Here is a 21,489-nt window from a genome sequence, read left to right as displayed (position 1 = left end):
GAGTCTTACAAAGGAACGCCATGAGCCCCACCCTGACCACCAAGCTTCAGCCCGGCACCCCGGCTCCTGATTTCACCCTCCGGGACGCCCAGGGCCGCGAGACCTCTCTGGCCGATTACCGTGGCAAGAACGTCATTGTCTACTTCTACCCGAAGGCTGCGACCCCCGGCTGCACCACCGAGGCCTGCGACTTCCGCGACAGCCTGGCCTCCCTGCAGGGCAAGGGCTACGAGGTAGTGGGCATCTCCCCCGACGCGCAGGAAGCCCTGGCCGGCTTCAGCGGCGACTTCTCCCTCACCTTCCCCCTCCTCTCCGACCCCGACCACGCGGTTGCCCTGGCCTACGGCGCCTGGGGCGAAAAGCTGGTCCAGGGCGAAATCCACGAAGGCATCGTCCGCTCCACGGTTGTGGTGGACCCTGAAGGAAACGTCACCCTGGCCCAGTACCAGGTACAGGCCGACGGTCACGTCGCCCGCCTCAAGGAAGCCCTGGGACTCTAGCGCCCCATCACTTCCTGCAGTATTTCCACGGACGCCCCGGCACATGGTGCTGGGGCGTCCGTGTTTAATGCGCAGTTTCTGCCGCCACCTGCGCATACGACGCGGAAACCCGCCGGTAGACCGGGGCAAGGAAGGCCAGCAGTGCGGCCGCGATCATGATGATTCCGGCCACCAGGAACACCAGGGCGATGCCGCGGGAGGTGCCCTCACCCAGCAACGGTGCCAGGAGCGCGGCGCCCTCCGCGGACCGTGCATACGGGATGATCCAGAACTGGGCGATGGGCGCGACGAGGAACGCCGTGACGGGGGCCGCGGCGGACTCAAACGCCATGGCGAACCCGAAGACACGCCCCTGCCGTTCCAGCGGCACCACCCGCTGGATGACGGTTTGTTCTGCCGCCTCCACGAACGGGACCAGCACCAGGTACAGCCAGATCCCCAGGATGTAGAGCCACGCCCACTCCCGCAGCGTAAAGACCGCGCCGAGTACGCCCATGGCCGCCACGGCGACCAGGAGGGTGCGCAAGGGGTTGGCGCCGAGCCCGAACTTGCCGATCAGGGCACCGCCAAGGATGAATCCCGTGGATCCAACCGCGAAGACCGCACCCCACATTTCCACAGAGAACATTTCCAGCCCGTACGGGTCCATCAATGCCATGTAGACGCCGCCGATGAAGTTGTTGAACGTTGAAAACAAGATCAGCGCGAAGAGCCCCGATATGGCCAGCACTGCCGTGAACGAGCCCCGGAGGTCGAATCCGCCGTGGGCGTCCGATGCCGCCGCACGCGTCTCCTCGGGTATCCGGAGGGTCAGCAGGTGTGCCGCAGCCAGCGCCGTAAGCACCAGCGCGACGGTGATGGTCCAGCCCATGCCCAGCAACCCGATGGACAGCCCGGACAGCAGGGAGGTGACGATGAACATCAGGCCCTGCACCATCCCCACCAGCCCGTTGGCATTCGCCCGCCGTTCCGGTTCGATGAGGATGGTCACTGTGGTGGACAGGGCGATGTTCCGCAGGTTCTCCACCACGGCGCCGACCAGGATGATCAGGGTGAAAATCCAGAACCATGGCTGCCCCAGGTCCAGCAGGGATGGGGCAGGCGTGAGCAGGAACATCACCCCGGACAGTAGGAACATGACCAGGGTGAATCCGGCGGCGAACCGCATCACGGCCAGCTTCCGGTACCGGTCCACGAACGTACCGAAGCTGATGCTGGACAGGGCAATCAGCAGCATGTACGCGCCGCCCACCACCCCGGTGGCTATGACGTTGCGCGTCTCCAGGTACAGCCAGAACGTCAGGGCGAACCACAGGTAGCTGGTGGTGATGTTGGCCAGTGCCGTGTTGACCAGGATTCCGGCGAAGGTGCGAGAGCGCTCAGCCGGCGTTCGTAGGGAGGCGGCAACGGTATCCAGATCCGCGGCAGCACTGCCCGGTTCCTGCTGGGTCATGCGTCCCAGTGTAGTGAGGGGCACCAGGAGCCAACAGGGTGGAAACTGGGCTGATGGGGAGACAATCAGTTCCGCGGGATGGGGAAGGGATGGTCATGGACAGCGAAACGGATAAGGAAACACCTGCAGCCGGAGCGGATCCCCGCCTGGCGCTGCTGCTGGCCTCGATCTTTCAGGCAGGCGACGACGCAACAGTGGAGCTCACCGTGGTGGTTGATGGTGCCGTGATCTCCGGATCGGCTGTGTCGGAGAACGCGTGGACGCAGCGGCAAAATGACCAGGTCCGGATCGGCAGCTGGGCCATCGCCGGAGTTCTCGACGCCTATGGTTTCCCGGCGGGCGAGGCCGGCACGGAAGCCCAGCCACGGTACCTCCACTTCCTGGCGCCGGTGCTGCTCTCAGGGGGAACCAGGGTTCCGCTGCAGGCCACCCGGGTTGACGTGCGCAGGGTCGCCGCCTGGAGCATCGGCCGGATTCCCGGCGACTAGGATCGCACCATGGCCATTGAGGTGCGCCCGGCAACCAGCTTCGAGGACGTCAAAATACTCGTGGGGCCCAAACGGCCCGACGCCACCGTCTGCTGGTGCCTGAGCTACCGGATTCCCTCGAAGCAGAACGTGTCATTGCGGGGCGAAGAGCGCGGGGAGCTGGTCAGGCAGCTGGTGGCGCAGGATCCACCGCCAGGCGTGGTGGCGTACGACGGCGGCGAACCGGTCGGGTGGGCAGCGGTGCACCCGCGCGCGGACACCAGTTTCGCCCGGAACCGCAGAATCCCGCATGTGGATGACAGGGACGCCTGGTCTGTCTGGTGCTTGCGCGTCCGTCCCGGCCAGCGGGGCAAGGGAATCTCGCACCACCTGCTGGCCGGCGCAGTGGCTCTGGCGCGCGCTTATGGGGCTCCCGTGGTGGAGGGCTATCCGGTGGACAACGGCGGCCACAAGGTGGACCTCACCATGGCTTATGTGGGAACCCGCAGGCTGTTCGAGGATGCCGGCTTCACCAAGGCGGCAGACACAACCTCGGTGCTCAACGGCTTTCCCCGGGTGCTGATGCGCCTGGAGCTGGCATGACGGCGCTACTTCCGGCGCCAGTACTTCCCCCAGTCGACCTCCATGGCCCACAACGCAAGCAGCAGCGCGTCCATGGTCATGAGTCCTGCCATCAGGTACGACCAGCCCAGCAACAAACTCACAGCAATCTCCTGACTATCCCCCAGCCAATCGATTGCTGCTAAGTGTGGCACCTACAGGGCCGCGACGGAATGCCCTCCGCCCGCAGTCTTTAAAAGGGCCTCAAGCCTGTGGTGTGCCTCGGTCTCCAGCTTGAGCCGGTGCGTGAGCCTTTCCACCTGGCGGGACATGTCCTCCCCCACCTGCAGCCGGTCCCCCGGCCAACTGGATACTTCCCGCGATTCGGCGAGCGCATGCTCAAGTTCCCGGGCGGCGGCCCGCACTTTCCGGGAGTGGAAGAGGACGCGCAGCAGCGCCCTGGCTTTGTCCATCCCGCTCTTTTTGACGTATTCCATTGGCTTCCCCGCCTTCCGCAAGCCGAACAGCCCCCGCGCGGATCGTCGTCGTACCCTGTTGTCTGGAAAGCTGTTGCCGTTCTTCGAGTGTGACCGGCGTTCCTCAACGTCCCGGCAAGCAGGTGCCAAGATTTCCGCAAGATCTGCTGGGTGCGGAATTAATGCATCGGGACCTGTCAGCCACGTCACGGGAAACTGTGAAGCCTAAGACATGCCCTGTGCGCCTTAATACTGTAGAAGTAGAGCTATGGTCTCTCCCTCCGAATCCCGCCGTGCGGTTGTCATCGAAGATGACCCGGACATCCGCGGACTGCTGGTCCGTGTCCTGGTCAAGCAGGGCTTCGACGTCACCCAGGCGGGAGCCGGCCTGCCGGGCGTGGAGGAGGTCCGCCGCCGCAAGCCCGACCTGGTGACGCTGGACCTCAACCTGCCGGACCTCGACGGACTCGAGGTCTGCAAGCTGTTAAGGGAGTTCTCGGACGCCTTCATCGTGATGCTCACCGCGCGGGCAGACGAACTGGACAAGCTGACCGGCCTGGACAACGGCGCCGACGAATACATCAGCAAGCCGTTCAGCCCCCGCGAGCTGCAGTCCCGGATCAACGCGCTGTTCCGCCGCCGGCCCTCCGCCGCCGCTGAATCCGCAGCCCGCGGCGAGCTGGAACGCGCCACCGAGGTGCAGCAAAGCCTCCTCCCAAAGGAGGACATCCGGGTGGACGGCTACGATGTGGCGGGCCTCTTCCGGCCCTCCCGCAATGTGGGCGGCGACTTCTATGACTGGTACCAGACCCCGGGCGGGCTCCACCTGACGTTCGCCGACGCCATGGGCAAAGGCATGGGCGCGGCACTGATCGCAGCCACCGTCCGCGCCGTCATGCGCTCCACCGGCCTGCGCCAGGATCTCGACGCCGGGTTCGCCTCAGCCAGCAAGGCGATCGCTGCGGACCTGGACTCCTCCAACTCCTTCGTCACCCTGTTCCACGCCCGGCTGGACGCAGCGTCCGGCAACATCAGCTACGTCGACGCCGGCCACGGCCTTGCCCTGCACGTCCAGCCCGCAGGCCCGGCGGACCGCCTCCCCTCCGGAGGACCGCCAGTGGGTGCCTGGCCCGGGACCCAGTGGCCCCAGGCAGAACTGGAACTGGCCCCGGGGGATTCCCTGGTGGTGGTCAGCGATGGCGTCCTGGACGTCTTTGAATCAGTGGAGGACTTCACCGACGCCGTGCAGGAGGCCACGCAGGCGGCTGCTTCGGCGCAGGAAGCGACCAACTCCATCTTGGCCCTGGCTCCCGCAGAGACCGCCGAGGACGACGTCACGGTGGTCGTGGTCCGCCGGCTCCCCCGGGAGGTGGCCGCGTGACCCGCTTCTGGACCCGCGTGGTGGTGGTGCTCACCGTCCTGACCGGCCTGAACTACATCGCCTGGCGCTGGGCGGCATCCCTCAACTGGGATGCCTGGTGGATCGCCCTCCCCCTGGTGGTGGCTGAAACTTACAGCCTCATCGACGTCATGCTCTTCGGCATGACGGTGTGGAAGCTAAAGATCCGCAAGGGGGCGCCGCAGCCCCCGCACGATGCCACCGTGGACGTCTTCATCACCACCTACAACGAGGACCTGGACATGGTCCTCACCACGGCGCTGGCGGCCCAGAAAATCCGGCACCCGCACAGCACCTGGATCCTGGACGACGGCGCACGGCCGGAACTCAAGGCGCTGTGCGAACAGCACGGCCTGGGCTACGTCACCCGGAGCGAAGACTGGACCAAAGACCTCCCCCGGCACGCCAAGGCGGGCAACCTCAACAACGCCCTCATGGTCACCCACGGCGAGTTCCTGCTGATCCTGGACGCGGACCAGATCCCCGAGCCGGACATCCTGGAAAAGACCCTGGGCTACTTCAACAACCGCCGGGTGGCCCTGGTCCAGACACCCCAGTACTTCAGCAACGTTCCTGACAGCGACCCGCTGGGCAGCCAGGCACCGCTCTTCTACGGCCCCATCCAGCAGGGCAAGGACGGCTGGAACGCCGCGTTCTTCTGCGGCTCCAACGCCATCCTGCGCCGCGAGGCCCTGATGCAGCTGGGCCTGGTGGGCTACGTCAAGGAGACCGAAAAGAGCATCCGCCGCGCGCTGGCCGCCTCCCGGGCAGCCATCAAGCAGGCCCGGAAGTCGGCGGACGTGGAGTCACCCCTGGTGGCGGAGGTCCTGGACGAGGTGGAGGCTGCCACCCGCGAAGCCCAGGAGGAAGTGGACGCCGGCCGGCCCCTCAGCGAGGTCACCTACCGGGTCCGCCGCCGCGTGGACGCCGCAGTGCAGACCCTGGTCCAGGCCGACGTCGCAGCCCTGCAGGCGGACCTTGAGGAAATCGCCGCCATGGAACTGGCCCACGTGGGCGAGTCCGGCGTCCCGGTGGTTGCGGACGACGCAGTCCAGCGCATGTCCGCCCGTGACTGGTCGCCCCTGGGCGCCCTGGAATCTGTCCAGGCCGTGCTGGATGCGCTGACCGTGGAACGCAGCAACGAAGCCCAGCCCGTCATGCCCCTGGCCACCATTTCCGTCACCGAGGACATGGCCACCGCCATGCGCATGCACGCCATGGGCTGGGAGAGCGTGTACCACCACGAAATCCTGGCGTACGGCCTGGCGCCCGAGGACATCGCCACCATGCTCACCCAGCGCCTCCGCTGGGCCCAAGGCACCATCCAGGTGCTGCTCCGGGAGAACCCCCTGGTGCAGAAGGGCCTCAAAATCGGCCAGCGCCTGATGTACTTTGCCACCATGTGGACGTACCTCAGCGGGTTCGCCGCCGTCATCTACTTCGCGGCCCCCATCATCTACCTGCTGCTGGGCATCCTGCCGGTCAGCAGCCTCAGCTGGGACTTCTTCATCCGTTTCATCCCGTTCATGGTGGTCAACCAGCTGCTGTTCGCCGTGGCCGGCCGCGGCATCCCCACCTGGCGCGGCCAGCAGTACAGCCTTGCCCTGTTCCCCACCTGGATCAAGGCGTGCACGACGGCGGCCCGCAACGTCTGGTTCGGCCGTCCCCTCGGGTTTGCGGTCACCCCCAAGGCCCGCCAGAGCGGCGGACCCAGCTGGAGCCTCATCCGGCCCCAGATCGTGGTGTCCGTCCTGCTCGCCCTGGCCGCCGTCGTCGGAATTGTCCGCCTGGCCACCGGGCTGGCGGAACCGCTGGGCACCCTGGTCAACGTCGTCTGGGTGGTCTTTGACCTGGTGGTCATGAGCATCCTGGTCCGCGCCGTCCTCTACAAGGGGTACGAGCCGGCCGCAGAACCTGCAAACAGAGAGGAATCCTGATGGAGTTCAGTTATGAGGTCAAAGACTCGTACGCGGAGGTCAAGGCGGACGGGCGGCTGAACATGGTCTCCGCGCCGAAGCTGCGCGAGTTCGTGACGGACGTGATCGCGGGCGGGTCCAACCGGATCGTGGTCAACCTGGAAAACACGGCGTTCATGGATTCCTCTGGACTCGGCGCGCTGATCGGTTGCCTGAAGGCCGCCCGCCAGGCCGGCGGGGACCTGCGGATCGCCGCCGTCCAGCCCCAGGTGAACATGGTGCTGAAGCTGACCAGCATGGACAAGGTCCTCACCGCCTACCCCACGGCCGAGGAGGCGTTCAGCAATGACTGAGGTCCTGGCTTCGCGCAGCTTCCGGGGACCCGCTGCCGAGGACGCCATCGAGGCGGTCCACAACGACCTCGACAGCCTCTGGCTCGACGTTCCGTTCGTCAATGACATGGACCAGATGACGTTCACGACGGCGGTCATCGAGTCCGCGTCCAACATCGTCCAGCACGCCCAGCCGGCCGGGGACCGGGAGGTGGAACTGGGTGTAGAGACCACCGTGCAGCCGGCCATGCTGCAGGCACGGGTCAGCGCCTACCACGCGAAGCCGCCGTTCGGCCCCATGGAGCCGGCCGTCCCGGGGGAGGACGCAGAGTCGGGGCGCGGGCTGGCACTGATCGAGGCGCTGGTGACCACGGTGACCTTCGAACGCCAGGACGGCACCAACACCTGGGTCCTGTCGCGCACGTCATCACAGGACTAGGGTTCCCGAACGGCTTGACAGTGCCCCGCACCTGCTCTTGAATATTACGTATGCTGAAATAACAGTTCCATGATGCGGAAGCCTTGCAGTGCGCAGGCGCCGGGTTGTCCGGCATCCGCATAGCCGTCACCATGGATGCCAGCATGACCCCAAGGATTGCGACCAGCATGAAGCTTGCCGAATTCAACAGCGCGGATCCCGCCGCCGCCCAAGCCATCCTCCGGCCCTGCGTCGACGTCAGCCGCTGGGTGGAGGCGGTGGCCGGAGCCCGTCCCTACGCAAACCGCGACGGGCTCCTGGCGTTTGCCGCCAAGGCTGCCAGCCCATTCACACCGGCCGAGGTGGAAGCCGCCATGGCCCACCACCCCAGAATCGGGGAACGCCCGACGGCGGCCAGCGCCGAGGCGTCCATGTCCCGTTCCGAGCAGGCCGGCGTGGACCCTGCCGATACTGCTGTCGCCGATGCCCTGGCGCGCGGGAACCGGGAGTACGAGGAGAAGTTCGGCCGCGTCTTCCTGATCCGGGCAGCCGGACGCAGCGCGCAGGACATCCTGGCGGCGCTGGACCAGCGGCTCACCAACTCCGCCGAAGAAGAAGACCGGATCGTGGCCCAGCAGCTGCGCGAAATCGCCGTACTGCGGCTCGAAGGAGTGATCAGCGAATGAGCGTCTCCCATGTGACCACCCACATCCTTGATACCGGCGCCGGGCGCCCGGCGGCAGGTGTCGCCGTCGTCCTTTCGAAGAACGACGCCGGCACTTGGCGTGAGCTGGCCGCCTCCAGCACCGACGCCGACGGCCGGGCCAAGGACCTTGGGCCGGAGCAGCTGGAACCGGGCCACTACAAACTGAACTTCGCCACGGGCGCCTACTACGCAGGCCTGCAGACGCAGACGTTCTTCCCGGAAGTGGACCTGGTTTTCGAGGTCACCGGCCCCGAGCACTACCATGTTCCGCTGCTCCTGAGCCCGTTCGCCTACTCCACCTACCGCGGCAGCTAGCGGGTCCCCGGGGCTTCCGCAGCCCGGCCGGCCTCCCGCAATGTCACGACCGTCACACTAACCGGCATAGGATCAGGAAGTATGGCTTCGAATAAGGAAACTGAATCCGATACCGATGCGGAAGGCGGACAGTCCGGCGGCGTACAGTCCGTGGAGCGGGCCCTGACCGTCCTGGAGATCCTGGCACGCGAGGGACATGCGGGCGTGAGCGAAATCGCCGAGGAAATGGGGATCCACAAGTCCACCGTGTCCCGGCTGATGGGCTCCTTGGTCACCCGTGAGATGGTCCATCAAAACAGTGAACGGGGCAAGTACCAGCTCGGTTTCGGGATCCTTCGCCTGGCCAGCTCCATTCCCGGCCGCCTGAGCCTGGTGCGCGAGGCAAGGCCCGTCCTGGAGAGCCTGGCGGAAGAGTTCAAGGAAACCGTCAACCTGGCCGTCCTGCGCTCCAACTACGCCGTGAACGTGGACCAGGCCATGGGCCCCTCCACCCTGGCCACTTACGACTGGGTGGGAAGCCTGACCCCGCTGCACGCCACCTCCAGCGGCAAGGTCCTCCTGGCGGCACTGGAGGCGGACGACCGGGACCGGATCCTGAAGGAGACGGGCCTGACTGCCCGCACCGCCCGCACCATCACCTCCCGCAAGGAGCTGGACGCACAGCTGCTCGAGGTAGTGGCCAAGGGGTACGCGGTGGTGCGGGAGGAGTTCGAGATCGGCCTGAATGCCGTGGCAGTGCCCGTCTACAATCACCAAGGCGTCGTCATCGGTGCCCTCAGCATTTCCGGGCCGGCATTCCGGTTCGACCCGGAGAAGATCCCGGGCCTGCTGGACACCCTCAAGGACGCGGGACTCAAAGTCAGCGCCAACATGGGTTACACCCGGCACTGACAGCCGCCAGAGTCAACACGGCAATGACCCCGGGTTCGTTGGAACCCGGGGCCATTGCCCTGTTAAGGGCAGCCTGCCCTTTTCCGGCCGCCTGCAGGATGCCCTTTCGCTGCACGGCGCCCTTGACTTTGAAAGTGACGTACAGCACTCTTGTTGCTTAGCGCGAACTCTGTTGATCTTTGCGGAACACCTCCCCCATGGGGCTTAGGGCCCTGACATCGCTGGCGAACGGCCAGGCGGCAACCCCTCCGCGGATTGCGCTGCCCCCAGCCAGCACTAAACGCAAGCCCATGGACTAGCCAAAGGACCCGCTTTCATGGCCATTAACAGTGACCTGAGCTCCGCCAAACCCAAAGTGCCGCCTTCAGGGGACGTTCCCCCCGAGCCGCTGGACACCTATCAAGAGGAAGAGACAACGACCCTTCCCGCCGTCAACGAACACGAGCAGATCCTGGAGGAACTGAGGCAGAGCAACAGGGAGCAGGCCGTCTCCCAGCGCCGCAACCGGAAGCTGACCCTGGACAAGGCGACGTTCGGCATCACCGGCGCCATCGCGCTGGCGTTCGTGGCGTGGGGGTTCCTCGACAAGGACGGCCTGGCCACCACTTCGAAGGACGCCCTCGACTGGGTCATGGAGTACACCGGCTGGCTCTTCATGGTCCTCGCGTCCCTGTTCGTCGTCTTCGTCCTATGGTTGGCCCTGGGCAAGTTCGGCAACATTCCACTCGGCAAGGACGGTGAGAAACCCGAGTTCCGCACGGTGTCATGGATCGCCATGATGTTCGCCGCCGGAATGGGCATCGGCCTGATGTTCTATGGGGTGGCCGAGCCGCTGTACCACTTCGTCTCTCCCCCGCCCGGAACCGTTGACGGCCGGACCCCCGCAGCCATCCAGACCGCCATGGCCACCTCGATCTTCCATTGGACCCTGCACCCCTGGGCCATGTACGCGGTGGTGGGCATTGCCATGGCCTACGGCACCTACCGGCTGGGCCGCAGGCAACTGATCTCCGCTGCCTTCACCTCGCTGTTCGGCATCAGGACCGTAGAGGGGCCGGTGGGCAAGGTCATCAACATCCTGGCCATCTTCGCCACCCTCTTCGGCACCGCCGCGTCACTGGGCCTGGGCGCCCTGCAGATCGGCAGCGGCTTCACGTCCAACGGCTGGACAGGCGAAATCGGAACACCCGTGCTCGTGGGCATCGTGGCGATCCTGACAGCCTGCTTCATCGCGTCCGCCGTGTCCGGCATCAGCCGCGGAATCCAGTGGCTGTCCAACGTGAACATGGTCCTTGCGGTGGTCCTCGCCCTCATCGTGTTCGTGGCGGGCCCCACTCTTTTCATCCTCAACCTCATCCCCTCGGCGGTCGGCGACTACTTGCGTGATCTGGCCGAAATGTCCTCCCGCACTGAGGCCGTAGGCGACGAGGCGCTCCGGACCTGGATGTCCGGCTGGACCATCTTCTACTGGGCCTGGTGGATTTCCTGGACGCCCTTCGTGGGCATGTTCATCGCCCGGATCAGCCGGGGCCGCACCATCCGCCAGTTCGTCACCGGCGTACTGCTGGTCCCCAGCATTGTCAGTGTCATCTGGTTCGGCATCTTCGGCGGCACTGCCTTCCATATCCAGCAGGAAGCGGACAAGGCCGGCACGCCTGGCCTGATGACCGTCACCGACGGCAAAGCAACCATCGATTTTGACGGCGCCCTGTTCAACCTTGTGAAGAACCTCCCCCTGCCCCCGTGGATGATTGCGGCCGTGATCGTCCTGGCCATGGTGCTGGTGGCAATCTTCTTCATCACCGGCGCCGACTCCGCTTCCCTGATCATGGCGTCGCTGAGCTCCAACGGCAGTTCCGACCCCAAGCGTGCACTGGTCATTTTCTGGGGCGCCCTCACCGGCGCCGTGGCCGCCGTCATGCTCCTGGCCGGCGGCGACCAGCCCTCAGAAGCGTTGTCAGGCCTGCAACGGATCACCATCGTCGCGGCCCTGCCGTTCGTCGTCGTCATGCTGTTGCTCTGTTTCGCCATCACCAAGGACCTGCGCAGGGACCCCCTCTCCCTGCGCCGCCGGCTGGCGGACTCTGTCGTGGAACGGGCCATCCGTACCGGCGTTGAGCAGCACCGCGGCGTCCAGTTTGAGCTGGTGACAAAGCATGAATGCGCCGAAGGATGCGCCCAAGGCGCATCCTGCACGGGCACGGGTCCGGACGTGGAAGAGCCGGAGCCGGAAAAGGCAGCCATGCGGTAGCAGCGTGGAACACGTGGAGCCCCGGCGCGGGACGCGCCGGGGCTCCATGGTTATTGCCTGCATTGGAAGCGGCAGCTCCCTGGGCGCCAGGGAGGGCTAAACCCAGATTTGGTAGCCGGAGGACTTGTCAAAAATGCGCCGGGTGCTGATGCCCTCGGCGGCGATCCAGAGCACCGAGCCGTCCTCGGCAGCCTGGTCCACCACCCCGCTGGCCACGTGCTCCCCCCGCAGCCACACCTCGACGCTGCGGCCGGGCAGGCGCGCCCAGTCGGCCCGGAGGCCGAGAGCCGTTTTCGACGTGCCGCCGCCCTGGCCATCCTGTTCGAGGTCAGGGTCGGTGGCATCACGCGGGGCTTCAAGGGTTGCCTGGGAATTCACTGGTCACTCCGATCGCCGGCGCCGTCGCCGCTTGAATCCATCACTGATATTTGATTGATATATCAATCTGGATCCAGTGTATGGCCCAGGTCACACTCCGTGTCAACAGGCGCCCGGGGCGAAAGGCGCTAGGCCTTGAAAAGCGCCTCCCGGACCGCGCTTTCGAATCCGCTCACGTGGACGCGGGCAAGCTCCGCAGCCCGCTCCTCATCGCCGTCGATGACGGCGCGGAGCAGATCGAGGTGTTCACGAACATGGTGGGACAGGTCCGGCAGGCGGTCAATGACCATGCACCAGATGCGCGTTGCCAGGTTGTCGTAGCGGATCAGGATGTCTTCCAGGTGCGGGTTGGCGGCGGCGGCGTAGATGCCCTGGTGCACCTGGGCATCCAGCTGCAGCGTCTCGGTCACGCTCGCCGAGGACACATCGAACGCCTCAACCCTTTCAAGGGTGGCACGCAGCTCGTCCCGGACCGCGGCGGAAGCCACCCGTGCGGCACGCGCGGCCGCGAGGGGCTCCAGCTGGGCGCGGATCTCCGAAATAAAGGAAAGGTCGGTCACGTCCACCCGGGTAGCGAAAGTGCCACGGCGCGGGTAGGTCTTCACCAGCCGGTCCAGCTCCAGCCGCTTCAGGGCTTCGCGTACCGGAGTCCGGCCCACACCGAGATTCTTGGCCAGGAGCTCGTCGTTCAGCAGCTCGCCGGGTTTGATTTCAAGGGTCAGCAGCCAGTCGCGGATGCTCTCGTAGGCGACGTCAGCCAGGGACTTCTTCCCCATGGCGTCCGCCACCGCTAAAGCTTCGAATGCCATGCTGAGCCCCTTCTTCCCAACCAGAAAAAACTATTGACCTCGCCTGTGGACCAGTATACGCTGGCACCCAATCTAATATATCAGTCCGTTGCTTTTGAATATATCTAGAAGGAGCAGGGTATGACCCTCATCGAAACAGCCCCAGCAACCACCACCCTGCCGGCACTCAAGGAAGAGCAGCCGCAGAAGTTCGTACTGACCCTGTCCTGCAAGGAGCAGGCAGGAATTGTGCAGGCCGTCACCACGTTCCTGTTCGAGCGCGGCTTCAATATCGACGAGCACCAGCAGTTCGACGACAGCCTGCGCGAGACACTCCACCTGCGCACCGCGTTCTCCGGCTCCCCCAACTACACGCCCGCCATGCTCGAGGAAGAGTTCGCGGGCATCGCCAGCCGGTTCGACATGAAGTTCAGCTTCCACGACCAGACCGCCAAGCGCGTCCTGGTCATGGTGTCCAAGTTCGGCCACTGCCTCAACGACCTCATCTTCCGCTGGCGGGGCGGCAGCCTTGGCGGCGAACTGGTTGCGGTCGTTTCCAACCACGAGACCCACCGTGCCATGGCGGAAGCCGCAGGGCTCCCCTTCATCTACGTCCCCGTCACCCCTGACACCAAGGCGGACGCAGAGCGCCGGCTGCTGGAACTGGTGGATGAGTACGAGGCCGACCTCGTGGTCCTGGCCCGTTACATGCAGGTTCTCTCCGACGATCTCTGCCGGGCACTGGAGGGCCGTGCCATCAACATCCACCACTCCTTCCTCCCTGGCTTCAAGGGCGCACGCCCCTACCACCAGGCCTACGACCGCGGCGTCAAGCTGGTGGGCGCCACCGCCCACTACGTCACCGCCGACCTGGACGAGGGTCCGATCATCGAGCAGGAAGTCATCCGGGTGGACCACACCTACGGCCCGGCCCAGCTGTCCACCGTGGGCCAGGACGCCGAGGCACTGGCCCTCTCCCGCGCCGTCCGCTGGCACTGCCAGCACCGCGTGCTGCTGGACCAGACCAGCACCGTGGTGTTCCGGTAAGCACCCCCGTCCGCAGACATGACCCGTAAAGCAGCAGGAGAGACCCCCTTGGAATCGTCACCACGCATTGTCATTATCGGAGCCGGCATCGTCGGCACCAACCTCGCGGATGAACTCGTCACCCGGGGCTGGAACAACATCACTGTCCTGGACCAGGGCCCCCTCAACATGCCCGGCGGCTCCACCTCGCACGCCCCGGGACTGGTCTTCCAGACCAACCCCTCCAAGTCCATGGCCCTGTTCGCCAAGTACACCGTGGAGAAGCTGCTGTCCCTGACCGAGGACGGGACCAGCTGCTTCAACCAGGTGGGCGGCCTTGAAGTTGCCACCACCGAAACCCGCCTCGCCGACCTGAAGCGCAAGCTCGGCTACGCGCAGGCGTGGGGCATCGAAGGCTCCATCCTGTCCCCGGCCGAATGCAAGGAGCTCTACCCGCTCATCAACGACGAGGACATCCTTGGCGGCCTCCACGTTCCCAGCGACGGCCTTGCATTGGCCGCCCGCGCCGTACAGCTCCTGATCAAGCGCACCGAGGCCGCCGGCGTGAAGTACATCGGCAACACCGAGGTGACCGGCATCGAGCAGTCCGGCCGCCGGGTCACCGGCGTCCAGACCCCCGACGGCGTGATCCCGGCAGACATCGTCGTCTCCTGCGCCGGCTTCTGGGGTGCAAAGGTTGGCGAGCTGATCGGCATGTCCGTGCCGCTGCTGCCCCTGGCCCACCAGTACGTCAAGACCACCCCGGTTCCGGCACAGCAGGGCAAGAACGAACTGCCCAACGGCGCCCGGTTGCCCATCCTCCGGCACCAGGACCAGGACCTCTACTACCGCGAACACGGCGACCGCTACGGCATCGGCTCCTACGCCCACAAGCCCATGCCCGTGGACCTGGACGAACTCGGCAGCTTCAAGCCGAATGAGATCAGCGAGCACAACATGCCGTCCCGGCTGGACTTCACCCTCGAGGACTTCCTCCCCGCCTGGGAGGCCACCAAGCAGATCCTGCCGGCCCTGCGCGAAAGCGAGATCGAGGACGGCTTCAACGGCATCTTCTCCTTCACTCCGGACGGCGGCTCGCTGGTGGGCGAGTCCAAGGAACTGGACGGCTTCTTCGTCGCCGAAGCCGTCTGGGTCACCCACTCGGCGGGTATCGCCCGCGCCGTGGCCGAGCTCCTGGTGGACGGCAAGTCCTCCATTGACCTGGGCGACTGCGACATCCACCGCTTCGAGGACGTCCAGCTGACCCCCGAGTACGTCAGCGAAACCTCGCAGCAGAACTTCGTGGAGATCTACGACGTCCTGCACCCGCTGCAGCCCAAGCTCTCCCCGCGCAACCTGCGCGTCAGCCCCTTCCACGCCCGTCACAAACAGCTGGGCGGCTACTTCCTGGAAGGTGCCGGCTGGGAACGCCCCTACTGGTTCGAGGCCAACGCCGAGCTCCTCAAGGAGATGCCCGCAGACTGGCAGCCGCCGGCCCGCGACTCCTGGTCCGGCATGTTCAGCTCGCCGATTGCCGCGGCCGAGGCATGGAAGACGCGCACCGCCGTCGCCATGTACGACATGACCCCGCTCAAGCGCCTTGAGATCTCCGGACCCGGCGCCCTGAAGCTGCTGCAGGAACTGACTACCGCGGAAATGAACAAGAAGCCCGGAGCCGTCACCTACACGCTCCTGCTGGACGAGCAGGGCGGCGTCCGAAGCGACATCACCGTGGCCCGCCTGGACGAGCAGACCTTCCAGCTCGGCGCCAACGGCAACATCGACACCGCCTACTTTGATCGGGCAGCCCGGCACCAGACCGAAAGCGGCAGCGCCGAAGACTGGGTCCAGGTCCGCGACACCACCGGCGGCACCTGCTGCATCGGCCTCTGGGGCCCGCTGGCCCGCGAGGTTGTCGGCGCGGTCAGCAGCGACGACTTCACCAACGACGGCCTGAAGTACTTCCGGTCCAAGCAGGTGGTCATCGGTGGCGTGCCCGTCACGGCCATGCGCCTGTCCTACGTCGGCGAGCTGGGTTGGGAGCTGTACACCAGCGCCGACAACGGCCAGCGCCTCTGGGACGCGCTGTGGAAGGCCGGCCAGCCGTTCGGCATCATCGCCGCGGGCCGCGCCGCCTTCAGCTCCCTCCGCCTGGAAAAGGGCTACCGCTCCTGGGGCACCGACATGACCACCGAGCACGACCCCTTCGAGGCCGGCCTGGGCTTCGCCGTGAAGATGGCAAAGGACAACTTCGTCGGAAAGGCAGCCTTGGAGGGACGCACCGAAGAAAACTCCGCGCGGCGCCTGCGCTGCCTGACGGTCGACGACGGCCGCAGCCTGGTGTTGGGCAAGGAGCCTGTGTTCTACAAGGACCAGGCGGTGGGCTACGTCACCAGCGCCGCCTACGGCTACACCGTCCGCAAGCCCATTGCCTACTCCTACCTGCCCGCGGAAGTCTCGATCGGCGACTCCGTGGAAATCGAGTACTTCGGACGCCGGATCGTCGCTACGGTCACCCAGGACCCGCTGTACGACCCCACCATGACCCGGATCCGCGGCTAGCACCATGATCAGTTCAGAAACAGTCAGCAGCTACCTCGCCCGGTTGGCCGCAAAGCAGCCGACGCCGGGCGGGGGCGCCGCCGCGGCCCTGCACGCGGCCCAGGGCGCCGCCTTGGTGGCCATGGTGGCGCGTTACACCACCGGCGCCAAATACGAAGAGCATGCACCACTGGTAGGGCGCATCACCCAGGCCGCCGACGACCTTGTCACCGAGGCACTGCACCTGGCTGAAGCGGATGAACAAGCCTTCCAGGCAGTCATCGACTCCTACAAGCTCCCGTCCGGCACTGATGACCTCAAGGCCGCCCGGGCGGCCGGGATCCAGTCCGCGCTCATCCAGGCAGCACAGACCCCCGCCCGGCTCATCAAGCTGTCGGGGGCCATCGTGGACCTCGCTACCGAACTGTTCGACATCGCCAACGCCAACGTCATCAGCGACGTTGCGGCGGCCGCTGACGCCGCCCGCGCAGCTGCCACCACGGCGCGCGTCAACATCGACATCAACGTCGTGGCGGTCAAGGATCCGGAGGCACGCGCGCTGCTTGCCCAACAGACGGACGGCATTGAAGAGAAAGTGGTCCTGGCGGCAGATGCCCTCTCGGCCCGCGTTCGCGAAAGGATCCTGGGTTGAGCACCGCAGTACTATCCGGAAAGCCTTTGGCCGGTTTGTTCCAGCAGGAGGTCCAGGACCAGGTCCGGTCGCTTGAACGGGACGGCGTCCGACCGGTTGTTGCGGTGGTCATGGCGACCGCCGATGAGTCGACGCGCTGGTACGTCCGTTCCATCGAGCGGGCAGCGGAGCGCGCCGGAATCGGCTGCCGGATCATCGACCTTGGCCATGATGCAACGGAACCGGCGCTGGCCAGGGTCCTGCGGGACCTGAGCGCCGAACCGTCCGTGAACGGCATCATCCTGCAAACCCCGCTGCCGGAGGGTGTCCGGACCGACAACCTGGTGGGCCTCATCAGCCCGGAAAAAGACATTGACGGCGCCAATCCGCTGAGCCTGGGACGACTGGCCGTCGGCCAGCCGGCCTTTGCTCCCGCAACCGCGCGCTCCGTCGTCGAAATCCTTGACCACTACCAGGTTCCCGTGGCGGGCAAGGATGTAGTGGTGGTGGGCCGGTCCGCCGTTGTGGGCAAGCCGCTGTCCCTCCTCCTGCTGGCACGCGATGCCGCCGTGACGGTCTGCCATTCCAGGTCGGGTCCGCTGGAGCGCTACACCAAGGATGCCGATGTCGTGGTGGTCGCGGCCGGCCGCGCCGGGCTGCTGACTGGCAGCCACGTCTCCTCCCGGACGGTCGTGGTCGACGTCGGCACGAACGTCCTTGCCGACGGCTCGCTGGTGGGTGATGTGGACCAAGCCAGCGTCACCGGGACCGCAGCGGGGCTCACCCCCGTTCCTGGCGGCGTCGGCTCCGTGACCACGGCACTGCTGCTCCTGCACACCGTGGAGGCCGCGCGCCGGCAATCGTCCTCCACGTCGCTGGAGTCCGAAGCCGTGGAGGCCCAGGTCCTGGAAGCGGCGGGCTAGGAAGGACACAGCGTCAGCAACGGGTGTCCCGTTTTTCGTAAAAGGTGCTTCGGTGGGCCTAAGACCTGGGGAGGTATTCCTCATCGAAGCACCGTTTTCGGAAAACGGGGCCCCGCAGCCGGCATTTGCCGGTGAAACAGCAAGGAGGAGGCCCGCATGCCTGCCAATGGACCCACAGCCACCGTTTCCAGGAGTACAGCCGTGCCGGGTCCCGCGCCGGGCCCCGTCCCGGAACGGGGCTGCATACCGTGGTCCGAAGCGCGCCATGTCGCCTTCGGCTCGGCCAGTCCGCTCCCGCCCGTGGCCGTCCCGCTCGCTAACGCCATTGGGCGGACCTTGAGCCGGGACGTCCCCGCACTCCAGGACCTGCCGCACTATGCCTCGTCCGCAATGGACGGCTGGGCCGTGAGCGGACCGGGCCCCTGGCTGCTGGCCGGATCCGGCCAGCAAGGATCCCTGCCCCGTGAAGGCAACAGATTTTTACCCGCAAACAGTGCCGCCGTGATTGCCACCGGCGGCGTGGTACCGCACGGTGCCGATGCCGTCCTGCGGAAGGAAAGCGGCCTGGCCGCACGGGACACCAACGGCAACCAGGTCCTAAGACTCCGCCCGGAGGCGAAGGCCGGCGAGGCGCGCAGCGGCCAACACATCCGTCCCGCCGGGCAGGAAGCCCGGTCAGGGGAGGTACTCCTACCTGCCGGCACTGTCCTCAATCCCGCGCAGGTGGCCCTGGCTGCGGCGGCAGGGCACGACACCGTGCAGGTCCGCGCCCGGCCCGCTGTCGCCGTCGTACTCACCGGGGCTGAAGTGGTGACGCAGGGTGTCCCGGCTCCCGGGCAGGTCCGTGACACCTTTGGTCCGCAACTGGGAAACGTCGTTTCCCTCCTCGGCGGTGTTGCGGACAGCCCGCAAAAAATCGGTGATTCCTTTGGCAGCTGGCTGGATGCCCTGGACAGCCCCGTCCTTCCCGCCGGCGGCGCAGATGTCATCATCACCACCGGTGGCACCGGCAAGTCCGGGACGGACCATTTCCGTGCCGCCATCGATGCCCTGGGCGGACAGCTGCTGGTGGACGGCATCGCGATGCGTCCCGGCCATCCGGCCGTGCTCGCCGGGCTTCCGGACGGCCGGTTCGTGATCGGTCTTCCGGGCAATCCCCTGGCGGCCGTGATGGCCCTGCTCACTGTCGGCGCACCCCTGATCGCCTCGCTTGGGGGCGCGCAGCCGCCTCCGTTGCAGCTCATGATGTCCGGCTGCGACCTCGAGGGCGATCCGGGAAGGACACGCCTGGTCCCCTGCCGGTTCCTGTCCGGCCTTGCGTTCCCCGTCCAGCACACCGGGCCCGGCATGATGCGCGGGCTTGCCTGGGCCGACGCGGTCATGGCCGTTCCTCCCCAGGGCGTTGACTCGGGGGGACCCGTTCCCGTGCTCCCGCTTCCGTGGGCAGCACCGGAAACCCCAAGGACCCCCCGGGCGGAGGCCGCCAACCCACCCTGACGCAGAGGTTTGCCCTGCTTACCCCCTCACCAGGCACTCGATATGGCAGAGGTCTCCCTGTCCCAGCGGTCAGGGCCTTTGGTGTGCCCCGGAGTACCCAGCAGGAGCCCCTACACACTTCGCCTTTAGGGGGTCACACTCTTGACATTGAATGTGAGCTAGCGCACGATTTTGTTGCATACAGCGAAGGTTGTTGATCATCACGGAACGAAGCTCGCCCGGATACGCTCCTCCCGTCCCCCGGCTCCACCCGTGATGACTTTGGGGAACAGACGAACGAATTCATGATGGCCGATCCGAAAGGGGCCCTGGCCCGTGCATCGGCCGCACAACGGCTGCCAGCATCATGCGGCAGCGCCAGATCACCAAAGGAAACTGTGTATGACTATCAGGGATGGCAGCACCATCGATCAAAGCAGCGCAGGGCGCCGGAACCGGGGAACGACGCCGAAGCCTGTCCGTGGGTCCAGGAAACAGCGCTCTGGCACCTTCAGCGGTTTGCGCTGAAGCCGGAAGGGAACGAATCTTAATGATCAATCCGACCAAGACGACGGCAACCGTCGACACCTCCTCATCAAAAGAGACCAGCTCCAGGTTCAAACGCCGCTTCATGGTGCGGCTTGTCGCGGTCTTCATCGGCGGGATGTTCCTCGACGGCTACATCCTCGGAATCATCGGCCCCGTCACCGGACCCATGCGGTCAGATCTCCAGCTCGACGCACTGTCGCTGGGCATGATCGCTGCAGGCCCCCTGGCAGGTATCTTTATCGGCTCCCCGCTGGCCGGCTGGGCTACTGACAAGTTCGGACGCAAGCCCATGTTCCTCGTGGACATGGGGCTGTTCCTGGTCGCCTCAGCCGCCCAGTTCTTCGTAACCTCCGGAGACGGCGCCGTAATCCAGCTGGCGCTCATCCGATTCCTGATGGGCGTCGCGATTGGCGGCGAGTACTCAATCGGCGGCCCACTGCTGTCAGAGTTCTCCCCTCCAAAGCTCCGCGGGCGGTTGCTCGGGCTGACCCTGATCGCCTGGTACGTCGGGTTCATGATGGCATTCATCATTGGCACTCTCCTGCACGACGCCGGCACCCCCTGGCGCCTCGTCATCGGCACGAGCACGATACTGGCCTTCATTCTGTTCATCGCCCGCATAGGCCTCCCCGAATCGCCGAGCTGGCTCATCACGAAGGGACGGCGCGAGGAAGCACTCGCGATCGCCCACAAATACGTCGAATCGCCACAGATGCACAACAGCATCACCGAGGAGATCGATCTGAGGATGCTCCAGGAGGCCCAGGCCGCGAAGGGCAGGACCAAGATCAAGAACGCCTCCTTCGGAATGTTGTTCTCGAGGGAGCACTGGCGGACCACCCTGTTCACCGCGGGCTTCTGGTTCTGCGCGGTCACTCCGTACTTTGCGATCGCGACCTTCGCCGACGACGTGCTCAGCCAATTCGGCTTCGGCGGCGGCTGGGCCGGTGGTGTCGGCCTGTCCGCACTTGCGGCCGCGGGTGTTGTCACCACCGTGCTTCTGATTGACAAGCTGGGCCGCCGAATCCTCACCGTGCCCGGACAGTGGCTCTGCGCAGGCATCCTGCTGGTCATCGGCATCTGGGCGGACGCACCAGCGATCCTCGTGCTCGCCCTGTTCCTCGCGTTCTCCTTCTTCAATGCCGGCTACACCACATTGACGCAGGTCTATCCGGCCGAGGTATTCCCCGCCCCCTTGCGCGGCATCGGCATGGGCTTCGCCGCGGCTTTCAGCCGCATCGGAGCCGCACTCGGCACCTTCGCCCTGCCGTGGGCAATCAGTAACATCGGCTTGGGCCCAAGCATGGTGGTGGCCGCCGTCGTCGCATTGCTCGGCGCAATCCTTTCGCAATGGCTCGCGCCTGAGACGAAGGGGCGCACCCTTGCCGAGATCTCAGCAGACGTTTCCCACTGACCCCGGGACCGGACGGCCCCGCGCCGCCGGATAACCGGAGCTGCACCAAAGAGGCCTTCGCCGCACCAGCGGCGGGGG

General features: G+C 66.0%; 21 protein-coding genes. 17 read left to right on the top strand and 4 right to left on the bottom strand.

What is annotated here, in order from left to right; genetic code table 11:
- Positions 1-20: 20 nt before the first annotated feature.
- Positions 21-500, top strand: a complete 480-nt coding sequence (gene bcp, locus PUN51_RS09675) for a thioredoxin-dependent thiol peroxidase (protein WP_275180738.1) — start codon at positions 21-23, stop codon at positions 498-500.
- A gap of 64 nt (positions 501-564) precedes the next feature.
- On the opposite strand, the gene PUN51_RS09670 is transcribed toward bcp, so the two are convergent.
- A complete protein-coding gene (locus PUN51_RS09670) occupies positions 565-1,953 on the bottom strand; it encodes an MFS transporter (RefSeq protein WP_275180737.1) in 1,389 nt (462 codons plus the stop codon).
- A 95-nt stretch (positions 1,954-2,048) separates the two neighbouring features.
- Between PUN51_RS09670 and PUN51_RS09665 the strand changes: the two genes are divergently transcribed.
- Together PUN51_RS09665 and PUN51_RS09660 are read left to right on the top strand one after the other, a co-directional pair.
- Positions 2,049-2,441 carry a hypothetical protein gene (locus tag PUN51_RS09665; protein ID WP_275180736.1) on the top strand — a complete coding sequence of 131 codons (393 nt, stop codon included), beginning with the start codon at positions 2,049-2,051 and terminating at the stop codon, positions 2,439-2,441.
- Between the two features lie 9 nt (positions 2,442-2,450).
- Positions 2,451-3,023, top strand: a complete 573-nt coding sequence (locus PUN51_RS09660) for a GNAT family N-acetyltransferase (protein WP_159629883.1) — start codon at positions 2,451-2,453, stop codon at positions 3,021-3,023.
- 173 nt (positions 3,024-3,196) lie between these two features.
- Here PUN51_RS09660 and PUN51_RS09655 read toward each other — a convergent pair whose 3' ends face one another.
- The gene (locus tag PUN51_RS09655) at positions 3,197-3,478 is read right to left on the bottom strand and encodes a hypothetical protein (protein WP_224023239.1); all 282 of its coding nucleotides are present in this window, start codon (positions 3,476-3,478) and stop codon (positions 3,197-3,199) included.
- 247 nt (positions 3,479-3,725) lie between these two features.
- On the opposite strand from PUN51_RS09655, the gene PUN51_RS09650 reads away from it, so the two are divergent.
- From PUN51_RS09650 to PUN51_RS09615, 8 genes are all read left to right on the top strand, one after another.
- On the top strand, positions 3,726-4,838 hold the full coding sequence (locus PUN51_RS09650) for a PP2C family protein-serine/threonine phosphatase (RefSeq protein ID WP_275180735.1): 1,113 nt from the start codon (positions 3,726-3,728) through the stop codon (positions 4,836-4,838).
- Entirely contained in the window at positions 4,835-6,793 is a 1,959-nt protein-coding gene (locus PUN51_RS09645) for a glycosyltransferase family 2 protein (RefSeq protein WP_275180734.1), read from the top strand. Before PUN51_RS09650 ends, PUN51_RS09645 begins: the two co-directional genes overlap by 4 nt.
- Positions 6,793-7,125 carry an STAS domain-containing protein gene (locus PUN51_RS09640; protein ID WP_141945622.1) on the top strand — a complete coding sequence of 111 codons (333 nt, stop codon included), beginning with the start codon at positions 6,793-6,795 and terminating at the stop codon, positions 7,123-7,125. Before PUN51_RS09645 ends, PUN51_RS09640 begins: the two co-directional genes overlap by 1 nt.
- Positions 7,118-7,543: an ATP-binding protein gene (locus PUN51_RS09635; protein WP_224023244.1), complete on the top strand. Its 426-nt coding sequence runs from the start codon at positions 7,118-7,120 to the stop codon at positions 7,541-7,543. Before PUN51_RS09640 ends, PUN51_RS09635 begins: the two co-directional genes overlap by 8 nt.
- A gap of 167 nt (positions 7,544-7,710) precedes the next feature.
- The gene (gene uraD / locus PUN51_RS09630) at positions 7,711-8,208 is read left to right on the top strand and encodes a 2-oxo-4-hydroxy-4-carboxy-5-ureidoimidazoline decarboxylase (RefSeq protein WP_275180820.1); all 498 of its coding nucleotides are present in this window, start codon (positions 7,711-7,713) and stop codon (positions 8,206-8,208) included.
- On the top strand, positions 8,205-8,543 hold the full coding sequence (uraH, locus tag PUN51_RS09625; RefSeq protein ID WP_275180733.1) for a hydroxyisourate hydrolase: 339 nt from the start codon (positions 8,205-8,207) through the stop codon (positions 8,541-8,543). The genes uraD and uraH overlap by 4 nt, the downstream gene beginning before the upstream one ends.
- 81 nt (positions 8,544-8,624) lie before the next feature.
- Positions 8,625-9,434, top strand: a complete 810-nt coding sequence (locus tag PUN51_RS09620) for an IclR family transcriptional regulator (protein WP_159629868.1) — start codon at positions 8,625-8,627, stop codon at positions 9,432-9,434.
- A gap of 316 nt (positions 9,435-9,750) precedes the next feature.
- Positions 9,751-11,685 (top strand): BCCT family transporter, encoded by a 1,935-nt coding sequence (locus PUN51_RS09615; protein ID WP_275180732.1) that lies wholly within the window; start codon positions 9,751-9,753, stop codon positions 11,683-11,685.
- Between the two features lie 96 nt (positions 11,686-11,781).
- On the opposite strand, the gene PUN51_RS09610 is transcribed toward PUN51_RS09615, so the two are convergent.
- Together PUN51_RS09610 and PUN51_RS09605 are read right to left on the bottom strand one after the other, a co-directional pair.
- Positions 11,782-12,063 carry a hypothetical protein gene (locus PUN51_RS09610; RefSeq protein ID WP_224023253.1) on the bottom strand — a complete coding sequence of 94 codons (282 nt, stop codon included), beginning with the start codon at positions 12,061-12,063 and terminating at the stop codon, positions 11,782-11,784.
- A gap of 128 nt (positions 12,064-12,191) precedes the next feature.
- A complete protein-coding gene (locus PUN51_RS09605; RefSeq protein ID WP_275180731.1) occupies positions 12,192-12,872 on the bottom strand; it encodes a GntR family transcriptional regulator in 681 nt (226 codons plus the stop codon).
- Positions 12,873-12,992: 120 nt separating this feature from the next.
- Between PUN51_RS09605 and purU the strand changes: the two genes are divergently transcribed.
- From purU to PUN51_RS09575, 6 genes are all read left to right on the top strand, one after another.
- Positions 12,993-13,898 (top strand): formyltetrahydrofolate deformylase, encoded by a 906-nt coding sequence (gene purU / locus PUN51_RS09600; RefSeq protein WP_159629860.1) that lies wholly within the window; start codon positions 12,993-12,995, stop codon positions 13,896-13,898.
- Between the two features lie 48 nt (positions 13,899-13,946).
- A complete protein-coding gene (locus tag PUN51_RS09595) occupies positions 13,947-16,439 on the top strand; it encodes a GcvT family protein (protein WP_275180730.1) in 2,493 nt (830 codons plus the stop codon).
- Positions 16,440-16,443: 4 nt separating this feature from the next.
- Complete coding sequence (locus tag PUN51_RS09590; RefSeq protein ID WP_275180729.1) at positions 16,444-17,070, top strand: cyclodeaminase/cyclohydrolase family protein; 627 nt, start codon at positions 16,444-16,446, stop codon at positions 17,068-17,070.
- Positions 17,067-17,972, top strand: coding sequence for a bifunctional 5,10-methylenetetrahydrofolate dehydrogenase/5,10-methenyltetrahydrofolate cyclohydrolase (locus tag PUN51_RS09585; RefSeq protein ID WP_275180728.1), 906 nt, complete (start codon positions 17,067-17,069; stop codon positions 17,970-17,972). Before PUN51_RS09590 ends, PUN51_RS09585 begins: the two co-directional genes overlap by 4 nt.
- 156 nt (positions 17,973-18,128) lie before the next feature.
- On the top strand, positions 18,129-19,469 hold the full coding sequence (locus tag PUN51_RS09580) for a molybdopterin molybdotransferase MoeA (RefSeq protein WP_275180727.1): 1,341 nt from the start codon (positions 18,129-18,131) through the stop codon (positions 19,467-19,469).
- Between the two features lie 529 nt (positions 19,470-19,998).
- Complete coding sequence (locus PUN51_RS09575) at positions 19,999-21,411, top strand: MFS transporter (RefSeq protein ID WP_275180726.1); 1,413 nt, start codon at positions 19,999-20,001, stop codon at positions 21,409-21,411.
- Positions 21,412-21,489: the final 78 nt, after the last annotated feature.

This window comes from Arthrobacter sp. NQ4, from assembly GCF_029077345.1.
Taxonomy (GTDB): domain Bacteria; phylum Actinomycetota; class Actinomycetes; order Actinomycetales; family Micrococcaceae; genus Arthrobacter.
Note: the sequence above shows the minus strand (reverse complement) of the source record. Positions and strands in the feature narration are given on the sequence as shown.